Genomic DNA, 25586 nt, shown 5'->3' with positions numbered 1-25586 from the left:
ACAGTGAAAAGTTAAATGATCCGTTACTCAGCGTTCCCAGTATTTCTATTCTTACACTGCTAAATGTAATCTTTACACACTACGACTTTTTTACTGCATCAGCGCGCTTAGGTAATTTAACAACGGCTTGCAATCTTTTTGTGCCAGAAAATACTGTTTTTGTTTAGCATCTATCGGTAATAGCTCCAGCCACCGAAAGAGTACCCACTGAGGATCTTCAAATTGTGCGCTATCATATAAGCTACTTATATCGGGATAACGCTCAAAAACTTCCTCTAACCTTTCCACCATAGGTGAAATTTGTTGGGCGGAAACATCACACTCCCAGGCATCTTGCTCTGAGTACTGTCCGATTCTCAATCCATCAGACTCTGTTTCGATGTTTCGCACCTCTACGTTGTATAGACCAGCAACCTTTATGCCAAGCAACCCATCTTCGAGCAATTCAAAGTCAATTACCTTTGCATATGTCCCTACAGGAAAAATATGTTCGTTGGTATTTTTATCTCCCTCAGCATTTAGCATACACATTATAAAACCCGATTCGTTAGCACATACTTGCTTCACCATCCTTGTATAGCGGGGCTCAAAGATCCGCAGCGACATTCTGCCTTGCGGCATAAGATGTGCGGAAAGTGGAAACAATGGAACTTTTGCGCTCGCCATTCGGGTACATAAATTTGTTAAGATTTGTGGCTGGTTACGCCAACAATATGTAATTGGATCGGAGCGTGACCTCCTTCTCAGTGTGTAAAATTACAGCGAATCTGATCTTGGGTATGAAAATTTGGGTAGTCTTTTTATACATTTTACAAAATGATGCTTATGACGCATATCGAAAGATTTTGCTCGATTTATCGGGACCTTACAAAAATTTCATCTAATGATTTAAGGACCATTTACACTGAAGATGTAGAATTCATTGACCCTATTCAGCGGCACAAGGGTCGAGATAGCGTTGAGGCATATTTTTCAAAACTTAATGAAAACGCAAGGTCGTGTAAGTTTGATATCACCAACACCATTCCTTGCGATACGAACAATGATGGTGTGACAGCTGTGCTGACCTGGCATATGACACTAGAGCTCAACACGCCGCGCAAGACGATTCATCTGGACGGTACTACCCTATTAAAAGAAGGCGCGTCTGGATTTTACTACCATCGCGACTATTACGATCTTGGCGAAATGGTCTATGAGCATGTCCCTGTCGTCGGTTGGTTAGTGATGAAAATTAAAAGGAAACTGGCGCAATGACCACTATGTTAATAACTGGTGCCACCTCAGGTATCGGCGAAGCACTGGCTCAGCATGCAGCTGACCAGGGCTATCAGATAATCGCGTGTGGTCGCAATCAGGACAAGCTTGACGAGTTAAGTCACCATGACAATATCAGTCCTTTACAGTTTGATGTGAGTGACAAGAATGCCACCTATAATGCTCTGAGTACCTGTGATTTCGATATAGCGGTGTTAAATGCCGGTACCTGCGAATACGTAGATATCGAAGAATTTGAAACCGAAATGTTCCGTCGTGTATTCGAGGCGAACTTTTTTGGTGTAGTCAATTGCGTAAACGGATTACTGCCTAAGCTAAACAAAGGAAAGAAACTGGTTGTCGTAGATAGTATGGCCAGACTGCTTCCTTTTACCCGAACAGAAGCTTATGGCTCGTCTAAAGCGGCGCTACATTATTTCACTAAATCGTTAGAAGTCGACCTGTGGGATAAAGGTGTAAAAGTTCAGGCGGTGTCACCCGGGTTTGTTGAAACGCCACTGACAGATAAAAACGATTTTGATATGCCCATGATGATAAAGGTGGACCGGGCCGCCAGAGATCTCTTGCATGGCATCGAGAAGAATCATCAAACTATTTTCTTCCCAACCGTATTTGGTTGGATTATGCGGTTCATGCATATTCTGCCCACTGCCGTGCAGCGAAGATTATCACTTTCTATGCGAAATAAATAAAGAGAGCAAAAATGAATCAAAAGGTTGCCATTATCGGAACAGGAATTTCCGGTCTAACCTGCGCGTATCTGCTTCAACGCCACCACGATATTACCGTGTATGAAGCTAATGACTATATTGGCGGTCATACTGCAACTAAAAACGTAACCGTTGATAACCAACAGTATGCTATTGATACAGGCTTTATTGTTTTTAATGACTGGACCTATCCAAACTTCATAAAGCTTATGGAACGTCTTGAGGTAGAAACGCAGCCCACGGAAATGAGCTTTTCCGTTCAGGCGCCCAAGTCCAACATTGAATATAACGGTAATACACTTAATACACTTTTTGCTCAGCGCCGCAATTTGGCTCGACCAAGATTCTGGCGAATTGTCAGAGATATCGTTGCTTTTAACAAAGCCTGTAAAAAGCACCTCAAAGAAGGTCGTGACACAGCCGATAAAACGCTGTTTGGCTTTATCCAGGAATTAGGATTAAGTGATGATTTCGCTAATTTCTATATCTTGCCCATGTGCGCCGCCATCTGGTCAGCAAGCCTGGAACAAACACGGGCTTTTCCTTTGAAATTCTTCCTTCAGTTTTTCAACAATCACGGACTGCTGAACATCACAAACCGACCACAGTGGTATACCCTCAAAGGCGGCTCGTCATCGTATATTGCGCCTCTGACAGCAGGCTTCAAAGACCGAATCAGACTTTCATCAGCAGTAAGGCGGGTAGAAAAACGCGACCACCGCTGGGCGGTAAAAACGCAAAATGATGAAAGATACTACGATCAGGTTATTTTTGCCTGTCACAGTGATCAGGCATTGAAAATGCTGGCGCACCCCAGCGCTGCCCACCAGCAAATACTGGGGAATATCCCTTATGCCAACAATGATGTTGTACTGCACACTGATACCGGCCAACTCCCTAAGAGACAACTCGCCTGGGCGAGCTGGAACTACCTGCTGACAGAAGATAAGGATGAAGCCAAAGCCCCCGCTACAGTGACCTACGATATGAATATTCTGCAACGACTGTCCAGCGATACCACATTTTGTGTCACGTTGAATAACACCGCTGAGATTAGTCCCGGGAAAGTTTTGGGTAAGTATCAGTATGCGCATCCGCAATACAGTCAGAAAATGGTAGATGCCCAACGCAGACGCAGTGAAATTTGCGGCCGGGATAACCTGCACTTTTGCGGGGCGTATTGGTATAACGGCTTTCATGAGGATGGTGTCAAAAGCGCACTGGATGTGGCTAAACGCTTTGGTGAATCACTGTGACTGCCAGTGGCATCTATCACGGGACCGTTTATCATGAACGGTTCGCACCTACCCGGCACCGGTTTAAATACGCCATTTTTTTGTTCTGGCTTGATCTAAAAGAACTTGACCAACTTGATGAAAAGGTTAAACATTTTTCATCAACGCATCGGTCTCTTGTTCAATTTCGTAGATCTGATTACGTTGGTGATGAAAACGAGGATATCCGTACTGCGGTATTGAATAAAATCGTTTCTGTTGGAGGACCCCGACTGACAGGTGATGTTTTCCTGTTGGGTCAGTTACGTATGCTTGGTCTGTATTTTAGTCCGGTCAATTTTTATTTCGTCAGGTGTGAAGGTGATAATAACTTTAGCCATATGCTGGCTGAAGTATCCAACACCCCCTGGAACGAACGGCATTATTACTGGGTAGATTTAAAGGCGCAGGAAGATACGCCAAAAGCTTTTCACGTATCGCCCTTCAACCCTATGGATATGCAATATAAATGGCATATTGAACAACCTGACAAAACGTTTGCCATGCGTATGGATTGCCATCAGCAGCAAAAAGATTTCAGTGCCGGACTGACGATGTCCCGGGTAACGTTAAACTCAAAGACATTGCGTCAGGCACTTTTGAAAACCCCAAGTATGACAATAAAGACCGTATTTGGGATTTACTGGCAGGCCCTTAAGCTCTGGCTTAAGCGGACGCCTGTTTATTCGCACCCGGATAGTTAGGAATTATTATGTCGCATGGAGAATCTGCAGTAACGATGCTACAGGCAGGGTCGCTGATTGACAGAGCGAGCCGCACAGCATTTTTAAAGGTTATGTCTGCCCTGCCCCAGGGCCACATGAAAATTGCTGAACAAGGGCATACTATTGCCCGATTCGGCGATCCGGAAGACACCCTCAAAGCGACGATTGATATTCAGTCAATCGAAGCTTATCGGCACTTATTATTTGGCGGCAGTATCGCTGCCGGCGAAACTTACATGGATGGATTATGGGAAACGCCTGATCTTACATCTGTTATCAGGATATTTGCCCGGAATCTACCTTTTCTGGACGCGTGGGAAAACAAGTTTAAATGGCTCACGATGCCTCTGCACAAGGTTCAGCACTTTACTCGCCGTAATCACGCCACCCAGGCGAAAAAGAATATTGAAGCACATTACGATCTGGGGAATAAGCTCTACACACGTTTCCTTGATGAAACGATGATGTACTCATCAGCAATCTACCCCGACCCACACACCAGTTTGGCTGATGCTCAGCATTACAAGTTACGGGCGCTTTGCAATAAACTTCAGTTAAAAGAAACCGACCATCTGCTTGAAATAGGCACTGGCTGGGGTGGCATGGCTATTTTCGCAGCTAAATATTACGGCTGCCACGTTACGACAACGACCATTTCTGAAGAACAATATGCTTATGCTGAGGCCTGGGTTGAAAAAGAGGGGCTGAAAGATAAGATCACACTGCTTAAAAACGATTATCGTGATTTGACAGGTAAGTATGACAAGCTGGTTTCTGTAGAGATGATTGAAGCGGTCGGTAAGAAGTATCTCGGTAATTTTTTCCAGAAGTGCAGTAGTTTACTAAAAGACGACGGTATCATGGCTCTCCAATCAATCACCATTGATGACAGACGCTTTGACAGCTATGCAGACAGTGTTGATTTTATCCAGAAATATATCTTTCCCGGCGGTTTCTTACCCTCTCAGCTGGTCATTAGTGACCATTTGAAGCGCTATAGTGACCTGATGGTTCGCGATTTACAGGATATCGGCCTTGATTATGCCAAAACCCTGGACGATTGGTACGAAGGTTTTATCAGTGCAAAAGAGGCATTAATGGCTGATGGTTATGACGAGCGATTCGCCAGAATGTGGACCTACTACCTAAAATACTGTGAGGGTGGTTTTCTGGAACGTGCTATCAGTGCCGTGCAGCTGGTAATAACTAAGCCGGGTTGCAAGCTTCCTATTGTCCGCGGTTAGGTACAATACTTTATTGGAAGGTTTAGGGAATTGATAAAGAAAAGGCTTACCAGAACTGGTAAGCCTTTTTTGCTATGTCATGGGAGACACATACAAAGAACTTTATTGTGTACACATACCAGTGCTGTTAGCAGCATCAAAGGTCAGACTGCTTTGTACACCGTCTACACAGAAGTTTGCAGTGACCTTTCCGGACAGTGCAGTCGACGTCGTAAATACCACAACGCCATTTGCATCAGTGACACCGTTGGCAGACTCATTCCAATCGCCGGTAAACTGACCGGTGACGGTTGCCCCTTCAACGGGTGAGCCGGTGTTGTCAACAACGGTCACGGTTGCCTGACCGCTTTTCACACCTTTGCCCGCGCTAACTGTTGTGGTGACTACATCACTAACGACAGCCGAAGTACCTGCAGGTTCCTGAGTACCGCTATCGGCGCCATATATCGCCATATTATCTAGATAATATGTGTCGCCGTTGTTGCTGTTCGGCGCGATAAGGATAACAACTGTATCTACATCAGTGTCCGTTGTTCCACCATCAACGCGGTCCTCAAGAATGAATTTAAGACGTTGCCAGCCTGATACTGCTTCAGTATGAGCAATAAACTTAGAATGACGGCCTGTTGGATAGTTATCCGGCGTAGCCTGGCTGCTGTCCTCCAGCTGAATTAGAATTTCCTGCTCAGAGGGAACCGGCATGTAAACGTCCATATAGAAAGCTTCATTACCAGCGATCAACGGACCAGCATCAGTAATAACCGGTGTAGTACCTGCTATAACATCGTACAATGATGCACTACTTCTGACATATTCCAGCGCCGTTGGCGAGCTGTTTACAGTGTCCGATACAGGGTTAGGAACCTCGTTATACTGACCTTCCCAACTGGTAATTGTGAGGTCGCCGTCTGTTTCAAAGTCATCCAGCACATGGTCTGTAGTTAAAACAGGTAGTACGTGAACATCCATCGCAACTGTGCTGGTACCACAACTATTGGTAATATCAGCTGTTACCGTGCCGCCTTGCTCCGCCCAGTCTACAGTCAGACTGTTTGTTGAAGATGTTTGTTGTGTAGGTGAATTCCAGCTGTAGCTACTTCCGGTACCCGCCTCATCAACAATCTGGTAAGTACTCTGAGAATTTGCATCGACAATGTGCGGACCTGAAAGCGAAGGCTGTCCGAAGTCGTAAACGCGTACATAATCGACTTCCATGGTTTGCGGAAGCTGAGAGTCATCAACGACACCACCGATGCTGCCACCCACAGCCATATTAAGCAGGAAGTGATAACTATAATTTTCGAATGTCCAGAACGCTGGATCACTCAAATCATCGGGGGTTTTAACTGAATAAAGAATATCATCTACATACCAACGAATCTCATTAGGCTCCCACTCTACCGCGTACTCATGAAATCCGTCTGACCAACGGTCAGGCTGTTTGATGATTCGTCCACTGGTCCACTCATTATCAGGGTATGCGTTGCCGTAATGAATTGTTCCAAACGCAATCATATCGGCCTGACCCGTGGCTTCAAGAATGTCGATCTCACCACTCATTGGCCAGCCCTCAGCAGGGTCGGTAGGCAACATCCAGAAAGCAGGCCACATACCTGTTCCGGTAGGAAGTTTAATACTGGCTTCGAAACGTCCGTGGGTCCATTCACCACCGTTCGGCATATTCGCCGTACGAATACGGCCAGATGTATACTGGCTGCCTTTCACGCGCTGCTTTTTGGCAGTTATCGTCAATTTACCATCAGCAACTGTCAGGTTTTCTGCCTGGTAGCTCTGCAGTTCATTGTTTCCCCAGCCACATATTCCGTAGCTGCAACCATCTCCCAGCATTACTTCCCATTTACTGGTATCAAGTTCTGTTCCATTGAACTCGTCTTGCCAGACCGGTGTAGGGTTTTGACATACCGCCGCCATTGCCGCGTGACTTACCAAACCACCTGACACCATGACTAAAGCTTGCATAGCACGCTTTTGATTCATCAACATAGTCATACCTTTTTTTTACAGTTGCTGGCGTCCCAGCACCAAAATAATCGGCCGAACTCGAAGACAATGTAAGCGCTTCCAACATTATTGTAAACAGCTTGTAATAAAATTTAATCAATCATGTAAGTTGTTCTTAAGGTTATTGATGGCTAAACGCCGCGATATATAAGGGATTGGAAATAATATAAATTTTTTATTTGAGGTTACCTTACTGACCTTGCGTTTCTGCGCTCTGTATAAAAATAGCTCGCTAACAATAAAGCCAGGACAACCATACCGCCATTGATGGCATAAAAAGCGGGAGGAGTATTCGTCCAACCGTGAAAGAATACACTTGTTAAAGCTAAAGCAATCAACAGTAAGGGCGTGGTGTTTTGTAATAGTCTGCTTACTTTCAGTGGCTGCTGTTTGCGCACGGCATACACACAGATGGCGCTAAACATCCCCCAAAAGACTGGAACTATGATTGAAGGGAAAACAAAACTCAGCATGGCTGCTATCAAAAAGGATGCCGGCGTGCCCCATACAACAGCCGCCCAGTAATCATTGAGTGCATCAGTAACCGGCCTTTTTCTCAGCCAAATATTAATACCGCTGACGCAAATTACAGTGAGTGCCAGCCCCAATATCAGATAGCTAATCAGCACCCAGTCACTGCCATAATGGCCAAAGTGCAGCCGGTACACAGAGAAAATTGCTTCCTGCCCCGCAAAGCCGTCAGCAAACCCGACTGCATCCAGATAGTTACCCATCGCATCGAACCGGTACTGTTCCGAATAAATAAACTTATCAGTATGCTGAGCCCCCAGTAATAAAAACTCATCATTTTCACCAGGCCGCTCGAAGGTAACGAATAATGGTTGCGCTTCAGGTGCCACGGATTCTAAAGATTGCAATGCACGTTCTAAATCCATCTTACCGTTATAAGATGGCGCGTCAGGAACTTCGCCGTATACTTCCCCGAACAACGCCCATTTGTCCCCATCATACATCGCATCGGCATATAACGTGGTCAACGGCCCGCCCAGGCCGAAATACGCGCCGGTAAGTGCAATCATCAGATGAAATGGCAGGCCCCAAACACTGAGTCGATTATGCAAATCTGCCTGTTTTTGCGACGTATCTGCACCACCGCGAAAAGTAAATGCATCTTTAAAGATTCGCCGGTGCGCGATTACACCGCTGATAATAAGCACGGTCAGCAATGCACCCAGTATGCTGACGAACAACTCACCGAATGTATGAGGCAGATGTAATTCAGCGTGAAATTCTGCAATAAAATCAGTAATTGGATGAGATTTTTCCTGACTGAGGTTACCAGTTTCATCGATATACCAGGAGCTCCCGTTTGCAGAAAGAAATACCCTGGGCATATCCGGTGTGGGCAGTCGCATGGTGACCAGTGTGGAAACCTCTCCCTGATCCTGTAGCATCCGGCGATAAGCATTCTGCAAATCTTTCGGGTTGTAATCCAGCGTTTCTGTTACCTGCGGCTGCTCCCATCGAATCAGCTCATTGCCCAGCACCGCAAACGTTCCGGATAAACAAATCCAGTATAAAAACACGCCCACAGCAAGCCCAAGCCAACCGTGTCCCTTGAGTGCCTGTTTACTTAGTTTTCTGGAGAAGCCAAAAGCCAAGTGTGTTCCTTATTATGCGTAGACTGAGATTGCTGAACAGGTAGCAAGAATGACAAAACCGATATACAGGCGCGGGCGATTGGTCGCAGCCATATACCATATTGCCAGTGCGGCCCAGACAAGCGGCATTGCATATATACCCAGTGCGATATTATCTACCCGTTCAAAGGGAAGAAGATGCGTGGCACCTACCGTTATTAATCCTGCAAGTGTCCCACACACCGGTACGAACACGACAGTTTTTATAAGCTGCGGCACCACGCTTTTAGTAACCGCACGCCAGTTTATCGCCTCACGCTTCGCGTTGTTGATGCGGGTACGCTGACGCCGTGTCCGTATTGCGACAATAAGTAACCAGGCCGATAAGCTAATGCCGATAAATGCAAACGCTACAGCAAACCGCGCTCCTGCACCAATACTCATCACACAGACACCAGCAACTGCCGTTAGCCAGCCTGTGATAGTAAACGGCAAGCCTGTTTTGCCCTTAACAGACCACCCGCGGTAGAGGCAGCTAATTGCAGCCACGATGAGTAACAAGCCTGTCAGAACAAATATCATTTACCGGTACCGTCAGAACGAAAATGATGCGGTAACTTTGGCAGTGCGAGGTTCGCTCAAAACCAGATAGTTCGCTCCAGGAAAACCGCCTACAGAAGCCCAGTAGTTGTTATCAAACACATTTTCCAGACGCGCCTGTAATGTCAGATCGGTATTGCCTAACACCATCGCGTACCGCGCGCCAATATCTACTCTGTGACTGCTGTCCACTTCATAAGTGTTAGCAGCATCAGCAAACTGCTCACTGGTATAAATACCTCGTGCATCAAGAGTCAGCCCCGGTGCAGCCGGAACATTCCACTCTACATTGATGTTTGCCTGAAGCTTTGGCACACCTACTACATCGTTACCTTCGTTCAGCCCGTCTTGCGTATTGTTCTGTTCCGCTTGTACCCACGTTAGCCCGCCGAGCACCCTCACGTCAGGATGCGGTAATCCGAAAACAGATAGCTCTACACCACGATTAAGCTGCTCACCATCACTGCTAAATATATTGTTGCTAACGATAGCGCTTGGCTTTTGGGTGGAATAAGCACTGACGGCACCACCAATCTTACCAGCATCAAATTTAACACCGGCTTCAAACTGTTGTGAGCGGAATGGGTCAAGTACGTCGCCAGCATTAGTGACCGGCTCACCGCCTGATTGCGAAGGTGCTACCTCTCCGGGAACCAACCCTTCACTGTAATTAGCATACACAGAAATATCATCACGAGGTTTATAAACGATACCGGCAACAGGTGTTACTCTGGATTCATCATACTGAGAAAGCAGTTCGCCGGTATTGTAGTCGAGGCTTGACGTTTTAATGGCCTGAAACCGCGCTCCCAAAGTAATGGTAAGGCGTTCATCTAAAAATGACATCATATCTGCCAGTGCGATACTTTCATTTTCATTAGTCAGAGTAACCAGCGGTTGCGATAGGCTGCCACCGACGAAAAAGTCGGCCGCCGGTTGAACTGCAGGCTGCGGGGCATACAAATTGCCAGCGAACCCGCTGAAATCAGAAAAGGCATACGCGTTTCTTGAATCCATTGAAAATGATGATGCCGATGCGATTAGGTTATGTTCAACGCCGGCAGCCATAAAACTACTGCGGATCCCCGCTTCGTACGATCGTACGCTATCTTCTCTGGTATTGTCGAAACGATACGCTGTGAAGCTACCATCAGCGGACGCTGTTGGATTGGCTAGTACATTTTCTTCCTCACCGCTTCTGAAGCCCATCGCAATCCAGGTGGTGGTATTTTCCAGGACATCGTATTCCGCTCTAACCGCACCGAAAAGCTGCTCTTCGCTGGTAAAAGTCCAGGGCTGCGCAAAGTTAACATCTGCCTCTGGTGCTGAAGGGATAGCCCCCAGCGGTGTTACGCTGGGACGAGGCGCATCAACATCGTGTTCCTGAAAACCTAAATCAGCAGACAACCGAAGTGACTCACTGTGGTAATCGACGCCCAGTGAAGCAACAGAGACCTCCCGGTCCTGCGCGTTCACTGCCGTCTCACCGTCTCGCTTGACAAGGTTTATACGAATACCTGTACTTTCATTTTCGTCACCATACCGGCGACCAGCATCAGCGGCCACATAGGTATGGCCCTGACCTTCAAAGCCCACCCGGACCCGGTTTAAATCAGATTCCGATGCACGTTTAGGTACTACATTGACGAGGCCACCCAGGCCACTACCGCCCGGCGCCGCGCCATTTAGGAAAGTACTGGCTCCCCGAAAGACCTCAACACGCTCAAGCAATTCAGCCGCTACATACTGACGCGGTAGAATACCGTACAGGCCGTTGTAGGTCATATCATCAGAATACACCGGGAAGCCGCGAATAATGTAAACCTCCTGGAAATTCCCAAAGCCACGCGCCACCCGCACAACAGGATCGTTTTGCAACACATCGGCAATACTTTTCGATTGCTGATTACGTACAATTTCCTCAGTGAAGCTGGTTGCCATAAATGGCGAACTCATAAAATCCAGATTTCCCAGTATGCCGGCACGACCACCTCGGGCTACCTGGCCGCCAGGGTACTCACCATTTAAAGTAACCTGCGAGCCCTGCACTTCAATACGCTCAATATCATTTTGTTCTGATTGGCCCTGAGAGGTCTGTTGAGCAAAAGCCGGCGAAGATAAGACAGCGCACACTGAGGCGCTTACAAGAGCGAGTTTGAAAGTCATAAGGTAAACTGAAATGTAATGATTTATACTGCCGCGCATGATAATCATTCTTATTTACATTTTCAATGTTTTAAGGCTTTTGTATGACTATTGTGCGACGAGTAGCCGGGCAAGGCGGCGAGTGCCAGTTATGCAGTGAGTAGCTAACTATTGGAATACACTAATAAAGCAAAAAGCCAGGGCTACCCCTGACTTTTTGTTGATATTTTAAACCATGCCACGATATTAGCTTGCAGCGGAACGCCTTTTCAATAGCAGTTTATTCATCAAGTACTGATATGGGCTTCGACACCATTGGCTTACCCTGATTGATATTGATTTCAACCCGGCGGTTTTTAGCACGATCTTCCTGAGTGGCCGGCTTTTCAACAATTGGCTGGGTATCTGCTTTGCCTACCACCTTCATTCTCCGCTCGTCAAAGCCATCAGCCAGTCTGACTTCCTCTGCCACAGCAACAGCGCGCTGGGCCGACAAATCCCAGTTTGAGCGGTATAGTTCATTGGCAATATGCTGTCCGTCACTGTGCCCGGATATTTCAATTTCCCCCGGCATGTCAGCAAGTAACCGTCCAACTTTTCTCAGAACCGGTTTGAATTGCGGTTGTAAAAATGCAGAGCCGGCTGAGAACGAGCCATTTTCGCGAATTCTGATGGTAAGTTGCTGCCCCAGACTTTCAAGTTCAATAGAACCATCCAGTATTTCTTTTTGCAGCTGCTCGGCCACCTTTTTCATCATTTCATTCACTTCATCTTTTTCAGCACTTTGCTGTGCAGATGAAGACTGTTCGGTAGAGGTCGACTGAGCCTGTCCCCCACGCTGTTCGCCGCGCTGCTTCTGACGCCCGCCAGCAGAGTCTTCGTTGCCCGCCTGAAATTCAAGCATTTGCTGCGTGACTTCAATGGTCTGCTGCTGAATGGTCTCAATGGGTGTGGGATCAGGCTTGCCCGGACGAAACTCCATAGCGATTACTGAGGTTCCTTTGGGAATATCTTTCACCTCGATTTTATTCTGCACACCAAAGGCAAACTTCATTGAGCCGGCAATTTGTTTGAATTTAAGTACATCCATTTCAGAAAAAGCCAGCAATAGGACGAAAAAGCACATCAACAGAGACATCAGGTCAGCAAATGTACCCATCCAGGCAGGCAACCCTTCGGGCGGGCATTTAGGACATTCTTCTTCCTGTGCCATATAGCTTACTCCTCGTCTGCCGCGCCGCGCTTACTTGAAGCCAGGTAGTTCTTAAGAATACCTTCAATAACCCGCGGATTCTGGCCGTCGGCGATACCCACAATGCCATCTAAAATAAGCTTTTGATTGAGTTTTTCTTCTTCTACACGGTTTTTAAGCTTTGAGGCAATCGGCAAACAGATAACATTCGCCAAAAACGCGCCATATAGTGTGGTAAGCAAAGCAACCGCCATGGCCGGTCCGATTGCTTTCGGGTCATCCATGTTAGACAGCATCGCAACCAGACCGATAAGCGTACCAATCATTCCCATCGCAGGCGCTACGTCGCCCATGCCCTTAAAAATAGACACGCCGAATTCGTGACGTTCAGTGGTCATGGAGATATCTTTAATCAGCGTTTCACGCACTACTTCAATATCGTGACCGTCCACCAGCATGTCCACGCCTTTTTGCATGAATGGGTTACCTATATCGGCTTCTTCAAGAGCAAGAAACCCCCCCTTTCTCGCAGAATCAGCCATCTCAACAATTTTTTCAATCAGTTCGTCTGGCGTATCAATTTTAAACATGAAGGCTTTGCCAGCGATTTTCCCGGCACCGAAAAATTGTCCAAGGGTAAATTGAGAAAGCACAACAAACAGTGTTCCTCCAAATACAATCAGCACCGACGGGACATCGATGAAGATCACCAAATCGCCCCCGAGAATCATGGCCATGACTATAAAACCAATACCACCCAACATGCCTATGACGGTTGCTAAATCCACTCGTTAATCCTCACTATATGAATACGTTGTTTGCGACGGGATTATGATTTCTTATATGCTTATAAATTAGCTGCTTACAAAGCCGCAAAAATAGTGTCATGTATACTATCGGCATTGCGTGAAAATTCTATAACCAAATTCCAATAATTGCTGTTTGATTTGTATAACTCAGGTATCTAAAGACAAACTTTTATCTTTGAACCGGCTTCATGTTCAGCGACTGACAACACTGGACAAACCATTTGACCGTCACCCCCCTGTCGGTTAATGTGCGCGTATTCATCCAACCATGGAAATCGCTGTGACTGAGACTGATAAATCCCCCTCGTTTGAAGAGAGCCTGACCGAGTTAGAGGCTATCGTCACACAAATGGAAAACGGTGACCTGCCACTTAATGAAGCACTGGAAAAGTTTGAACGAGGTATCAAGCTTTCCAGAGCCAGCCAGCAAGCGCTGGAGCAAGCCGAGCAAAAAGTAAAAATTCTTTTGTCTGAGCAGGGTCAGGACACGTTGTCAGAGTTGTCTGACGAAAACGAATAAAACCTACGTTTTTTACCCCGCTTAACCAGCACCTTTACAGGCAAGATTATGAATTTTGATGCGCTTCGTCAGCAAATAAAAAAGCAAACCGACGAGGGCCTTTTAGCACTTATTGAGTCGATGCCCGACCACGCCCCCCGACTAAAGGAAGCCATGCAACACGCGCTACTGGTTGGCGGGAAGCGAATGCGTCCATTGCTGGCGCATCTTATCGGCAATGCATTAGATATCCCCAAACAGGATCAGCAGGTTATCAGCATGGCAATAGAATGTATCCATGCTTACTCTCTGGTTCATGATGACCTGCCTGCCATGGATGACGATGCGCTTCGCCGAGGTCAGCCGACATGCCATGTAAAGTTTGACGAGGCAACGGCTATCCTGGCTGGCGATGCTCTGCAGACGCTGGCATTTTCCATATTAACTGATGAGCCATTATCAGAGCAGTCAGCGTCGCACAGGGCAAAGCTGGTCAGTATTCTAGCAGCAGCGTCCGGTTACTGTGGCATGTGCGGGGGACAGGCTATTGATCTGGCTGCAACCGGACACAGTATCGATGTCGACGCGCTGACCCGACTTCATCAGCTAAAAACGGGGGCTCTGTTAAGCGCCTGTGCGCAAATGGTGACCCAGGTCGCTGATATCAGCGAGTCAGACAGACAACATTTCATTACATTTTCACGTATTATCGGATTGGCCTTTCAGGTTCAGGACGATATTCTGGATGTCGAAGGTGACGCCCAGATGCTGGGTAAACCGCAGGGCTCGGACCAGGCGCTGGGAAAAAACACCTTTCCGGCACTACTTGGTATGGACCAGGCGAAGCAGGTTCTGAGCGATTTGCACGACGAGGCGCTTCAAGCGCTCGCCAGTTTGCCCTACAATACCGAATACCTGACAGCATTTACTGATTTGATGGTAAATCGTAAACACTAGTAAATGCTGCTACGCATAAGACAGAATAATAACCAATGAGTTTAGATCTAACCCATTATCCAACACTGGCAAAAGCCCAGACGCCGGAGCAATTACGTACATTGCCTCAGGAGAAGCTTAAAACACTGGCTGATGAACTCAGACAGTATCTGCTGACCTGTGTCAGTCAAAGCAGCGGCCACTTCGCTTCCGGGCTCGGGACTGTTGAGCTGACCGTCGCATTGCACTATGTTTATAACACGCCGTTTGACCGGTTAATCTGGGATGTCGGCCATCAGGCCTACCCCCACAAAATCGTCACCGGACGTGCAGGCCGTATGTCTACAATACGTCAAAAAGATGGGCTACACCCTTTTCCCTGGCCTGGCGAAAGTGAATACGACACCTTTGCGGTGGGACACTCTTCAACCTCCATCAGTGCAGGATTGGGGATGGCGGTCGCCGCTGAAAAAGAAGGTAAGGGTCGCAAGGTAGTATCAGTTATCGGTGATGGCGCGATGACAGCGGGCATGGCCTTTGAAGCCATGAACCACGCCGGCGACATCAATAAGGATATGGTGGTTGTTCTGAATGACAATGAAATGTCAATTTCAGAAAACGTAGGTGCGCTTAATTCACACCTGGCGCGACTGCTTACCGGCAACTTCTTCAATAAGATTCGTGATGGCGGGAAGAAATTACTAAGCAATGTTCCTCCGATCAAAGAGTTCGCCAGCCGCGCTGAGGAACATCTTAAGGGTATGGTGGTTCCCGGAACTATTTTTGAAGAGCTCGGCTTTAATTATATCGGTCCTATTGATGGCCATGATGTAAACACCGTGGTGGATGCGTTGCGTAATATGCGCAACTTTAAAGGCCCCCAGTTGCTTCACGTGGTGACCCGCAAAGGTAAGGGCTATCCTCAGGCAGAAAAAGATCCTATTAAGTTTCATGCGGTTCCTAAGTTTAACCCGGCCGATAATGCACTGCCGACTGCCAAGCCGAGCGCGCCAAGTTTTTCAGCGGTTTTCGGACAGTGGCTGTGTGATATGGCGGCTAAGGACCCCAAGCTCATGGCTATTACACCTGCTATGCGTGAAGGGTCCGGCATGGTGACATTTTCCCAACAGTACCCCGAGCAATACAGTGATGTTGCTATTGCTGAGCAGCACAGTGTGACGTACGCCGCCGGGCTGGCTAAAGATGGGATGAATCCGGTTGTTGCCATTTATTCCACATTTTTACAACGCGCTTACGATCAGTTGATTCACGACGTAGCGTTACAGGAATTACCCGTTCTGTTTGCTATAGACCGTGCCGGGATCGTCGGTGCCGACGGACAAACCCATCAGGGTGCGTTTGATTTGGCGTTTTTACGTTGTATTCCAAATATGATTGTTATGGCGCCTTCTGATGAGAACGAATGTCGTCAGATGCTGTATACCGGTCATGTGGCTAAACTGCCCGCGGCGGTCCGCTACCCTCGCGGTGCCGGTAAAGGGGTGGCTCCTGAAAGCACGATGGAAGCCCTGCCGATTGGAAAAGGCCGGCGGATAAGAACAGGAAAGCGCGTTGCCATCCTTAACTTTGGTACGTTAATGCCCTTTGCTGAACAGGCCGCTGAGACGCTGGATGCTACGTTGGCTGATATGCGGTTTGTTAAGCCACTCGATGAGGCTCTTATACGGGAACTGGCTGATGAACATGACGTGTTGGTTACACTGGAGGATGGTTGTATTGCCGGCGGTGCCGGTGCCGGTGTGACAGAGTTCCTGCAGCAGGATAAACGTCTGGTTCACACGCTTATGCTTGGATTACCAGATAAATTTATCGAACAAGGTACTCAGCAAGAGATGTATACCGTGCTAGGCCTTGATACTGAAGGGATTGTCCGGCAGGTAAACAGCTTTCTGGAAAAATAAAAAAACCGGCTCTGAGCCGGTTTTTTATTTTGATATCTTTAGAAGGGCCAGAGAATCAAAATAGCATGTAGGGACAGGCAGGCCATCAACCCGGCTAAAACATCGTCCAGCATGATCCCTACCCCACCGTGCAGGCGTTTATCTACTACGATTATTGGCCACGGCTTTAAAATATCAAAAAGTCTGAACAGTACAAAACCAGCCAGTAGATGTAATGGTGTTAGTGGTACAAATAAAAACGTGCAAAACATACCGGCAATTTCGTCCCAAACAATGGAACCATGATCGTGCACTTGCATATCATCGGCAGTTCGACCACAAAAATAGATGCCGATAAACGCAAACAGAATGGTCAGACTGATGAAGATCCAGGACGGTGCAGCGATAGTCGCAGCAAGCAGTGGCACAGCGGCCGCTGAGCCAAAGGTACCGGGCATAACGGGAATAAGACCACTACCAAATCCCAATGCGCAAAAGTGCACGGGGTTTCTCATTGAGACGCGCTCACGATACTGGCGCTGCATTAAAACTGATGCTCAAAGCCAGTTATTTCCGGCATGGGGTACTGGTCTTTATGGTCTTTCAGGTCTATTTTATTTTCCTGTCCGGTAATCTGCCCGACGCAGGTCATTTTAATGCCCGTACTGGCGAGTGCTGTTTCCAAATTGCCTCGCTGCTCTTCGTTAACGGTAAAGATCAACTCGTAATCGTCACCTCCGGTCAGCGCATACTCAATTGCCTGTTGAGGGGCGACAGAATCGCGTAGCTGACTGGACACAGGCAATTTATCTACCTGTACAACCGCGCCACAGCAAGATGCCCTCAAAATATGCTTAAGATCAGACAAAAAGCCATCTGAAACATCAATGCACGCGCTGGCAACCCTACGCAAAGCGGTGCCGGCTGCGACACGGGGTGTGGGGAAAAGGTGGCGGTTTACCAGGTATTCTTTTACCCCGTCTCCGGCATCTAATTTATGAGTGAGAATATCCAGGCCTGCAGCAGCGTCGCCCAGATGGCCTGTGACGTAGATCCAGTCGCCGGGTTTGGCAGTGGAACGCTTCAGGGCATTTTCTGGCGGGATGAACCCTTGCGCGGTAATTGTCATGGACAAAGGTCCACGTACGGTGTCCCCGCCAATTAGCTGCACTGAGTAATAACGAGTTAACTCATACATGCCATCGGCAAAATCCACCATCCAGGCTTCATCAATATCAGATATGGAAAGAGAGAGGCTAATCCACGCAGGTTCAGCCCCCATAGCAGCAAGGTCGCTAAGGTTAACGGCCACCGCTTTGTAGGCAACGGACTTTGCTGGCGCGTCTTTCAGAAAGTGTACGCCTGCAACCAGTGTGTCGGTAGTAACAGCTAACTGCTGGTGAGACGCGACAGTTGTTACCGCACAGTCATCACCGATACCGACTACAACGTCTTTACGTTGATAGCCACCATCTACAAAATAGCGGCCGATTAAATCAAATTCTTTCACAATATTCTTATGCGTACAGACTGGAGTGGAACACTACGGCTAGCGCTTAAGCGTCAGATCATTTACGCTCGTCTTCACGCAGCTTTCTGACCGCCTTGTCGAGTGCACCATTAATAAATTTGTGGCTATCTTCGGCACCAAATACTTTGGCAAGCTCAATCGCCTCATTAATGATAACCCGGTACGGCACATCAATTCGCTCGACCAGTTCAAACGTGGCGACCCGCAGAATCGCTTTTTCAATCGGATCGAGTTCTTCAGGTAAACGGCCCAGATAAGGTTTGATAATTCCGTCAAGGCGTTCAGCGTCCTGCGATACGCCACGAAGTATGGCCTGAAAATACACCATATCTACCTGGTGCATGTTATTACTGGTCGCCAGTGCAAGCTCTACCTGAGCGATGTCATTTTTGCTCATCTGCCAGGAGTAGATCCCCTGAACAGCGAGTTCGCGTGCTTTACGTCTTGCTGAAACTTTCACTATTAATCCTTACAGGCTGTCCAGAGCGTTAACGACGTTAACCATTTCAAGGGCGCCCATCGCAGCTTCTGAACCTTTGTTTCCGGCCTTGGTGCCTGAGCGTTCAATTGCCTGCTCAATAGAGTCTGTGGTGATAACACCGAAAGACACCGGAATACCGAATTCAAGAGAAACCTGAGCAAGACCTTTATTGCATTCACCGGCAACAAAATCAAAATGTGGTGTACCACCACGGATAACCGCACCCAATGCGATAATTGCATCGAACTGCCCTTTTTCAGCAACTTTCTTTGCGGCGACAGGCAACTCATAAGCACCTGGAACACGCACTAGCGTAATATCACTGTCACTGACTTCACCATGACGCTCAAGTGTGTCCAGCGCACCTTCCAGAAGACTCTCGACAACAAAACTATTGAAACGTGACACGATAATGGCAAATTTTTTACCGGTTGCTCTGATATTACCTTCGATTACCTGCATGGCGGTTTACCCTTGCTAAAAAACGGCGCGCAGTATAGCACAACTGCGCACAAACAAAATGAAATGATTTTCGCTGATGTAGCCACTCAGCGATTAGTCATCCGGGTGAATATATTCCACTACTTCCAGTCCGTATCCTGACAGAGCGTGATACTTTACCGGCTTACTGAGTAAGCGCATTTTCTCCACACCCAGTGATGCCAGAATCTGACTGCCCACACCGATAGTGCGAGATGACCCTTCCCAGGTCTTTCCAGCCGGTTGCTCACCTCTGTCTTCGGCAGCAAATCTCTGGACCTGACTTACTAAATCTTCTTCTTTCCCAAGCACAACCAAAACCCCGCCCTCGCGCGCAATCTGACGCATTCCTTCAGGCAGCGTCAACGAACGGTTGATAGAACGGGTAGAACCCAGTAAGTCGCTTAGCGTATTATGTAGGTGCACACGTACCAGCGTCGGATTATCCGCTGTAATCTCGCCTTTTTTCAGCGCAAAATGCACCTGATTATCGATGATGTCTTTAAAGGTGTGCAGCTCAAATTCACCATATTCTGTAGGCAGCTTACACTGTGCGACTTTCTCAATCGTTGTCTCATTGAGATTACGATATTCAATCAAATCTGCAATCGTTCCGATTTTCAGATCGTGCTTTGCTGCAAACTTTTCCAATTGCGGGCGACGCGCCATGGTGCCGTCTTCATTAAGAATTTCAACTATGACCGCAGCGGGTTCACACCCTGCCAAACGCGCCAGGTCAACCCCGGCCTCCGTATGTCCGGCACGGTTCAACACACCGCCTTCTTTGGCGATTAATGGAAAAATATGGCCTGGCTGAACAATATCCTGGGCACTGGCATCGCGGTGAACCGCTGCGCGAACCGTCGTCGCGCGGTCGGCGGCAGAAATACCCGTAGTAACGCCGCGAGCCGCTTCAATTGATACGGTGAAGTTAGTGGTAAACTGTGCACCATTTTTGTCCACCATCAAAGGTAAATTCAAACGCTTACAGCGATCTGCGGTCATTGGCAGACATACCAGCCCACGGGCGTGGGTTACCATAAAATTAATTGCTTCTGGTGTAACGTGCTCTGCAGCCATGATGATATCGCCTTCATTTTCGCGATCTTCATCATCCATCAGGATAACCATTTTACCCTGTTTGATATCTTCAATGATATCTTCTGTTTTATTCAGTGCCATAACCTTCGCTTTTGTAGGGTCTGTTATTTTTTCAGAAAACCGTTTTCTGCCAGAAAAGCCATATCAATTTTTGACCGGGACGACTCAGCAGCCTTATCGCCAAGCATTAATCGTTCAATATAACGGGCGACGACATCAACTTCCAGATTGACGCGTGTGCCTGACCGGTACTGGCCAATTACGGTTTCCTGCAATGTGTGCGGAATGATCCACAGCATGAATTTTGCGCCATCAACCTCGTTGACTGTCAGACTAACACCATCAACGGTGATACTGCCTTTGTGCGCGATATATCTGGCCAAATCAATGGGGGCTTCCACCCAGATTTCAACATAGTCACCATGGTCAGTGATGCTGGCAATGGTGCCAACGCCATCAACATGACCTGAAACGATATGCCCCCCAAACCTGTCCACCGGGCGCATGGCTTTTTCAAGGTTCACGTGAGAGCCGTTGTTGTAGTGAGCAAATCCGGTATACTTGATGGTTTCTGCAGACACATCGGCGCTGTAGAAATCGCTACCAAAATCGACGACAGTAAGGCACACCCCATTTGTAGCGATACTGTCACCTAATGCAACATCCGACATATCAAGTTTGCCGGTTGACACTGTAAGCCGAATATCTTCACCCCGGCGGTCAAGCCGACTGATGGTGCCTAGTGCCTCTACGATTCCTGTAAACATACTGTTCTCAATTTTTCCTGGTCGTTGCTACATGAAAAACCAGCTTCAGATCTTCTCCAACCTGACTCTGTTGATGCAATGTCAAATTGACCACCTGATCAAGCGAAGCAAAATCTGGTAATTTGACCATGCTACGCGCGTTATTGCCTAAAATTTTCGGTGCCTGGTAAATAATTAGTTCATCGACCTCACCGGCCTCAAGCAGTTCGCCTGCTAAACCCGGTCCGGCTTCAACAAACACCCTGTTGATATTTTTTGTCGCCAGGGTTTGTAGTACATCGCTAAGATTAAAACGCTTTTCATTAGTGACGAAGGGTAAATCACCGGCTGAATGTTCATGCTTATCACTGACAATTCGCCAGGTTGCAAACCCGTCTGTAAAAAGCTGTAAATCATCTGGCAGAGTTTTGTCTCTGTCGAGCACCACCCGCACCGGCTGGCGCACCTTATCAAGAGGGTAAGAGGAAAAAGCAGCCTGAGCAGGCCGGACCAGCAGACTCGGGTCATCAGCCAGAGCAGTACCACTGCCAGTCATTACAGCGCAACTCAACGCGCGATACCGCTGAACATCTCGGCGGGCATGAGGACCCGTTATCCACTGACTTTGCCCGTTAGATAACGCAATTTTTCCGTCCAGACTAATTGCTAACTTCACGCTTACCCACGGCTTACCAGTTACCATCCGCTTAATAAAGCCAGCGTTTAGGGCAGCAGCCTGCGCCGCCATAACATCGCTGGTTACCTCTATCCCCGCGTTTTGCAGCATAGCAATGCCCTGCCCACTGACTTTCGGGTTAGGATCGGTCATCGCCACTACCACTCTGGCAATGTCAGCGTTGATGAGGGCCTGAGCACAAGGAGGAGTGCGCCCAAAATGGCTGCAGGGTTCAAGTGTCACGTAAGCGGTAGCGCCCCTGGCTTTATCACCTGCCTGTCTGAGTGCATGTACCTCAGCGTGTGGTGAGCCTGCCTGTAGGTGGTAGCCTTCACCCACTTTCTGATTATTGCTATCTACAATAATACACCCGACATTGGGGTTCGGAGAGGTCGTATAGCGGCCTTTTTCAGCCAGACGGAGGGCCTTCGCCATCCAGAAATAATCATTCTCTATTGATACGGATGGGTCAGAAGATGTCGACATTATTCACCTAATCGCCAAGACGTGCGATTTCTTCGCCAAATTCACGAATGTCTTCAAACGAACGGTACACCGAGGCAAACCGAACATAAGCGACTTTATCAAGTTCGCGCAGTGCGGTCATAATGAGACTTCCCAGTAATTCGCTGGAAACTTCCCTCTCGCCGGTGGCCCGTAATTTTGATTTAAGTGACAACACACACTGCTCGACCTTTTCGGTACTTACAGGGCGTTTCTCAAGAGCCCGCTGCAGGCCAGCCCGAAGCTTATCTTCGTTGAAGGGCTCGCGGGAACCATCGCGTTTAATTACCCGGGGCATAACCAGTTCTGCGCTTTCAAATGTCGTAAAACGCTCGTGGCACACCATACACTCACGACGACGACGAACCTGATGCCCCTCGGCGACCAACCTGGAATCAATCACTTTTGTTTCCTGTTCGGAACAAAACGGGCAAAACATGGCTCGTCCTTATCGTCGGAGGTGTTGCCCCGACAAATCAGAACAACACCAATAAATTACTTATGCGTAAACCGGGAATTTGTCACAAAGCGCAACAACTTCTGACTTAACACGCTCAATAACGCTGTCATCACCCATGTTATCAAGAATATCACAAATCCAGCTAGCGACCTGTTTTGCTTCTTCTTCTTTGAAGCCACGACGGGTTATTGCCGGGCTACCGATACGCAGTCCACTGGTTACAAACGGCGAACGCGGATCATTCGGTACAGAGTTTTTGTTAACGGTAATGTTTGCATTACCTAACGCAGCGTCAGCATCTTTACCGGTGATGTCTTTATCAATTAAATCCAGCAGGAAAAGGTGATTTTCAGTACCGCCAGACACTACTTTGTAACCACGTTCCTGAAGTACGCTAACCATCGCTTTAGCGTTGGTCACAACTTGCTGCTGATACGTTTTAAACTCTGGCTCCAGCGCCTCTTTGAAGGCTACCGCTTTTGCTGCGATAACATGACACAGAGGACCGCCCTGATTCCCCGGAAATACAGAACTATTCAGCTTCTTGTAAATAGTTTCGTCACCGCAAGATGATAAAATCAGACCACTGCGCGGACCGGCAAGTGTTTTGTGTGTAGTGGTAGTAACAACGTGCGCGTGTGGAAGTGGGTTAGGATAAACGCCAGCTGCAACAAGTCCCGCCACGTGCGCCATATCAACTAACAGATATGCACCGACTTTATCGGCGATTTCGCGAAACTTCGCCCAGTCCACCACGCCAGAGTAGGCGGAAAAACCACCGATGATCATTTTCGGCTTGTGCTCTTCAGCCAACGCTTCTACCTGCGCATAGTCAATCTCACCAGTATCGTGGTTGAGGCCATACTGCACGGCGTTGTAGGTTTTGCCGGAAAAGTTAACATGCGAGCCATGCGTCAGGTGACCACCATCTGACAAGCTCATACCCAGAACGGTATCGCCAGCGTCCAGTAGCGCCATAAATGCTGCGGAGTTTGCCTGAGAACCTGAGTGCGGCTGAACGTTTGCAAAGTCAGCACCAAAAAGTGCTTTTGCACGGTCTATTGCCAGTTGCTCAACCACATCAACATGCTCACACCCACCATAATAACGCTTGCCAGGGTAACCCTCTGCATACTTATTGGTTAACTGTGAACCCTGCGCTTCCATAACACGGGGGCTACAATAATTTTCTGACGCTATCAGTTCAATGTGATGCTCCTGACGCGCAGTCTCTTTTTTCATGGCGTCGGCCAGTTCGGGATCGAAATCCGCAATTGTCATTTCGCGAGGTAACATGGAGGCTCCTTAACAGCATTTGAAATGGCATTAAAATGAACGCCTATTCTAGTGATTTTATCCTGTATGTATACTGGTTTGTGGCCGTTCAACCACAAACGCCCGTGGTAAGATCAGTTGACACTATTTATCGTTACTGCCGCTATCATGCTGCGCTTTTTCCAGCGATTTTACACGATCATACAGGCTGCCAATTTGATTCAGGCGCACAGTGGTTCTGCGCCAGTCGCGGTTTTTCATCGCTGGCTGGCCGGATGAATACACGCCAGGTTCAGTAATATCCTGCACTATCATCGCATAACCTGTTACCTGTACATTGTCACAGATTTGAATGTGCCCGTTGATACCTACACCTCCACCGATAATAACATGCTTACCAATATGCACTGAACCGGCGATACCGGTTGCACCGCAAATGCAGGAGTGATCATCTATAATGCAGTTATGCCCTACCTGTACCTGATTATCGATAATAACATTCTTACCGATGATCGTATCTTCCATCGCACCGCGATCGATACTACTGGAGGCGCCGATTTGACTATCATCCCCGATTTGCACCGATCCGGTCTGAGGGATAGGGATCCAGCGGCCTTTATCGTTAGCATAGCCGAAGCCAGAAGCGCCAATAACGGTTTGGCTGTGCACTGTCACACGCGCACCGATTTTTACCTCATGGTAAATGGTTACATTAGGGTTAATAACGCTACCTTTACCAATCTTTGCGCCCTTTCCGATGACCGTATTGGCACCGATTACGACATCATCCTCAATGATTGCATCGTCTTCAATGATGACATGATGGCCTAAAGCGACATTGGCCCCTACTTTTGCAGAGCTCGCGATTACCGCAGTATCGGCGATACCAGTGGCAACAGCGGGGGTAGTATCAAACAATTGTGCTATCAGAGCGAAAGCAGCATGAGGATTACTTACCACCAAGGCAGGTACCGGACTATCTTCACGCATCTTTTCATGCAAGATAACAGCCCCGGCGCGGGTCGAGGCGAGTTGCGGCTTATATTTTGTATTTGTTAAAAAAGATATCTGATGCGCATCAGCACCGGCCAGTGTTCCCACACCACTAATTTGAATGGATGCGTCTCCCTGTATCTGTGCCCCCACATGTTCTGCCAACTCACCTAGCGTGTACTGATGTTTACCTGCACCTGCCATGCAACGTCCCTCATACCTGATTCAAAGTTTTAATAAGCTTATGGTACTGTAAAACCGCCTTTTCGTCGTCCCGCTTTACGGACAAAAACGGTGTTTCACCTTAAAGATGACTAAATCTTCATCAATTACACGGTATCATCGGACTTTGCTGGTGATTATGGCAACAAAAACGCTACAATACCCTCATTTCTACAGGGCA

25 protein-coding genes are annotated in these 25586 nt (G+C 47.8%); 8 read left to right on the top strand and 17 right to left on the bottom strand.

From position 1 onward, the window contains the following. Positions 1-90: 90 nt before the first annotated feature. Positions 91-666 carry an LON peptidase substrate-binding domain-containing protein gene (locus tag FBQ74_RS05970; protein ID WP_139755812.1) on the bottom strand — a complete coding sequence of 192 codons (576 nt, stop codon included), beginning with the start codon at positions 664-666 and terminating at the stop codon, positions 91-93. A 159-nt stretch (positions 667-825) separates the two neighbouring features. On the opposite strand from FBQ74_RS05970, the gene FBQ74_RS05965 reads away from it, so the two are divergent. Genes FBQ74_RS05965 through FBQ74_RS05945 form a run of 5 tightly spaced genes read left to right on the top strand, consistent with a single transcriptional unit; the run spans position 826 to position 5231 of the window. Beyond that, complete coding sequence (locus FBQ74_RS05965) at positions 826-1257, top strand: nuclear transport factor 2 family protein (protein ID WP_139755811.1); 432 nt, start codon at positions 826-828, stop codon at positions 1255-1257. Next, the gene (locus tag FBQ74_RS05960) at positions 1254-1970 is read left to right on the top strand and encodes an SDR family NAD(P)-dependent oxidoreductase (protein ID WP_139755810.1); all 717 of its coding nucleotides are present in this window, start codon (positions 1254-1256) and stop codon (positions 1968-1970) included. Before FBQ74_RS05965 ends, FBQ74_RS05960 begins: the two co-directional genes overlap by 4 nt. Positions 1971-1981: 11 nt before the next feature. Further along, positions 1982-3244 (top strand): NAD(P)/FAD-dependent oxidoreductase, encoded by a 1263-nt coding sequence (locus FBQ74_RS05955; RefSeq protein ID WP_139755809.1) that lies wholly within the window; start codon positions 1982-1984, stop codon positions 3242-3244. Next, positions 3241-3966: a DUF1365 domain-containing protein gene (locus FBQ74_RS05950; protein WP_139755808.1), complete on the top strand. Its 726-nt coding sequence runs from the start codon at positions 3241-3243 to the stop codon at positions 3964-3966. The genes FBQ74_RS05955 and FBQ74_RS05950 overlap by 4 nt, the downstream gene beginning before the upstream one ends. Before the next feature lie 8 nt (positions 3967-3974). After that, a complete protein-coding gene (locus FBQ74_RS05945) occupies positions 3975-5231 on the top strand; it encodes an SAM-dependent methyltransferase (protein WP_139755807.1) in 1257 nt (418 codons plus the stop codon). A gap of 102 nt (positions 5232-5333) precedes the next feature. On the opposite strand, the gene FBQ74_RS05940 is transcribed toward FBQ74_RS05945, so the two are convergent. From FBQ74_RS05940 to pomA, 6 genes are all read right to left on the bottom strand, one after another. Next, on the bottom strand, positions 5334-7235 hold the full coding sequence (locus FBQ74_RS05940; RefSeq protein ID WP_168190614.1) for a family 16 glycosylhydrolase: 1902 nt from the start codon (positions 7233-7235) through the stop codon (positions 5334-5336). A gap of 203 nt (positions 7236-7438) precedes the next feature. Further along, positions 7439-8875 carry a PepSY-associated TM helix domain-containing protein gene (locus tag FBQ74_RS05935; protein ID WP_139755805.1) on the bottom strand — a complete coding sequence of 479 codons (1437 nt, stop codon included), beginning with the start codon at positions 8873-8875 and terminating at the stop codon, positions 7439-7441. A 12-nt stretch (positions 8876-8887) separates the two neighbouring features. Beyond that, positions 8888-9436 (bottom strand): hypothetical protein, encoded by a 549-nt coding sequence (locus tag FBQ74_RS05930; RefSeq protein ID WP_139755804.1) that lies wholly within the window; start codon positions 9434-9436, stop codon positions 8888-8890. 12 nt (positions 9437-9448) lie between these two features. Further along, positions 9449-11620, bottom strand: coding sequence for a TonB-dependent receptor (locus FBQ74_RS05925; RefSeq protein ID WP_139755803.1), 2172 nt, complete (start codon positions 11618-11620; stop codon positions 9449-9451). A 259-nt stretch (positions 11621-11879) separates the two neighbouring features. After that, positions 11880-12812, bottom strand: coding sequence for a flagellar motor protein MotB (locus FBQ74_RS05920; RefSeq protein ID WP_139755802.1), 933 nt, complete (start codon positions 12810-12812; stop codon positions 11880-11882). Positions 12813-12817: 5 nt separating this feature from the next. Continuing rightward, positions 12818-13579, bottom strand: a complete 762-nt coding sequence (gene pomA / locus FBQ74_RS05915) for a flagellar motor protein PomA (RefSeq protein WP_139755801.1) — start codon at positions 13577-13579, stop codon at positions 12818-12820. A gap of 301 nt (positions 13580-13880) precedes the next feature. Here pomA and xseB point away from each other — a divergent pair, with 301 nt between their 5' ends. Genes xseB through dxs form a run of 3 tightly spaced genes read left to right on the top strand, consistent with a single transcriptional unit; the run spans position 13881 to position 16957 of the window. Continuing rightward, on the top strand, positions 13881-14120 hold the full coding sequence (gene xseB, locus FBQ74_RS05910; protein ID WP_408641340.1) for an exodeoxyribonuclease VII small subunit: 240 nt from the start codon (positions 13881-13883) through the stop codon (positions 14118-14120). A 48-nt stretch (positions 14121-14168) separates the two neighbouring features. Next, the gene (locus FBQ74_RS05905) at positions 14169-15056 is read left to right on the top strand and encodes a farnesyl diphosphate synthase (protein ID WP_139755799.1); all 888 of its coding nucleotides are present in this window, start codon (positions 14169-14171) and stop codon (positions 15054-15056) included. Positions 15057-15091: 35 nt separating this feature from the next. Further along, a complete protein-coding gene (dxs, locus tag FBQ74_RS05900) occupies positions 15092-16957 on the top strand; it encodes a 1-deoxy-D-xylulose-5-phosphate synthase (RefSeq protein WP_139755798.1) in 1866 nt (621 codons plus the stop codon). A gap of 38 nt (positions 16958-16995) precedes the next feature. Here dxs and FBQ74_RS05895 read toward each other — a convergent pair whose 3' ends face one another. The 10 genes from FBQ74_RS05895 to lpxD all read right to left on the bottom strand — a co-directional run bounded on the left by FBQ74_RS05895 (position 16996) and on the right by lpxD (position 25387). Next, positions 16996-17481 carry a phosphatidylglycerophosphatase A family protein gene (locus FBQ74_RS05895; RefSeq protein ID WP_139755797.1) on the bottom strand — a complete coding sequence of 162 codons (486 nt, stop codon included), beginning with the start codon at positions 17479-17481 and terminating at the stop codon, positions 16996-16998. Further along, positions 17481-18446, bottom strand: a complete 966-nt coding sequence (gene thiL / locus FBQ74_RS05890; protein ID WP_139755796.1) for a thiamine-phosphate kinase — start codon at positions 18444-18446, stop codon at positions 17481-17483. Before thiL ends, FBQ74_RS05895 begins: the two co-directional genes overlap by 1 nt. Before the next feature lie 58 nt (positions 18447-18504). Beyond that, on the bottom strand, positions 18505-18927 hold the full coding sequence (nusB, locus tag FBQ74_RS05885; protein ID WP_139755795.1) for a transcription antitermination factor NusB: 423 nt from the start codon (positions 18925-18927) through the stop codon (positions 18505-18507). Between the two features lie 9 nt (positions 18928-18936). Then, complete coding sequence (gene ribH / locus FBQ74_RS05880; protein ID WP_139755794.1) at positions 18937-19410, bottom strand: 6,7-dimethyl-8-ribityllumazine synthase; 474 nt, start codon at positions 19408-19410, stop codon at positions 18937-18939. Positions 19411-19503: 93 nt separating this feature from the next. Next, positions 19504-20610, bottom strand: a complete 1107-nt coding sequence (gene ribBA, locus FBQ74_RS05875; protein WP_139755793.1) for a bifunctional 3,4-dihydroxy-2-butanone-4-phosphate synthase/GTP cyclohydrolase II — start codon at positions 20608-20610, stop codon at positions 19504-19506. Positions 20611-20633: 23 nt separating this feature from the next. Then, positions 20634-21296 carry a riboflavin synthase gene (locus FBQ74_RS05870; protein WP_139755792.1) on the bottom strand — a complete coding sequence of 221 codons (663 nt, stop codon included), beginning with the start codon at positions 21294-21296 and terminating at the stop codon, positions 20634-20636. Between the two features lie 7 nt (positions 21297-21303). Continuing rightward, positions 21304-22437, bottom strand: a complete 1134-nt coding sequence (gene ribD, locus FBQ74_RS05865) for a bifunctional diaminohydroxyphosphoribosylaminopyrimidine deaminase/5-amino-6-(5-phosphoribosylamino)uracil reductase RibD (RefSeq protein WP_139755791.1) — start codon at positions 22435-22437, stop codon at positions 21304-21306. A gap of 7 nt (positions 22438-22444) precedes the next feature. Then, positions 22445-22894: a transcriptional regulator NrdR gene (gene nrdR / locus FBQ74_RS05860; protein WP_139755790.1), complete on the bottom strand. Its 450-nt coding sequence runs from the start codon at positions 22892-22894 to the stop codon at positions 22445-22447. A 60-nt stretch (positions 22895-22954) separates the two neighbouring features. Next, complete coding sequence (gene glyA, locus FBQ74_RS05855) at positions 22955-24211, bottom strand: serine hydroxymethyltransferase (RefSeq protein WP_139755789.1); 1257 nt, start codon at positions 24209-24211, stop codon at positions 22955-22957. Between the two features lie 123 nt (positions 24212-24334). After that, positions 24335-25387, bottom strand: coding sequence for a UDP-3-O-(3-hydroxymyristoyl)glucosamine N-acyltransferase (gene lpxD, locus FBQ74_RS05850; protein WP_139755788.1), 1053 nt, complete (start codon positions 25385-25387; stop codon positions 24335-24337). Positions 25388-25586 lie beyond the last annotated feature (199 nt).

It is taken from the genome of Salinimonas iocasae (genome assembly GCF_006228385.1).
Classification (GTDB): Bacteria; Pseudomonadota; Gammaproteobacteria; order Enterobacterales; family Alteromonadaceae; genus Alteromonas; species Alteromonas iocasae.
Note: the sequence above shows the minus strand (reverse complement) of the source record. Positions and strands in the feature narration are given on the sequence as shown.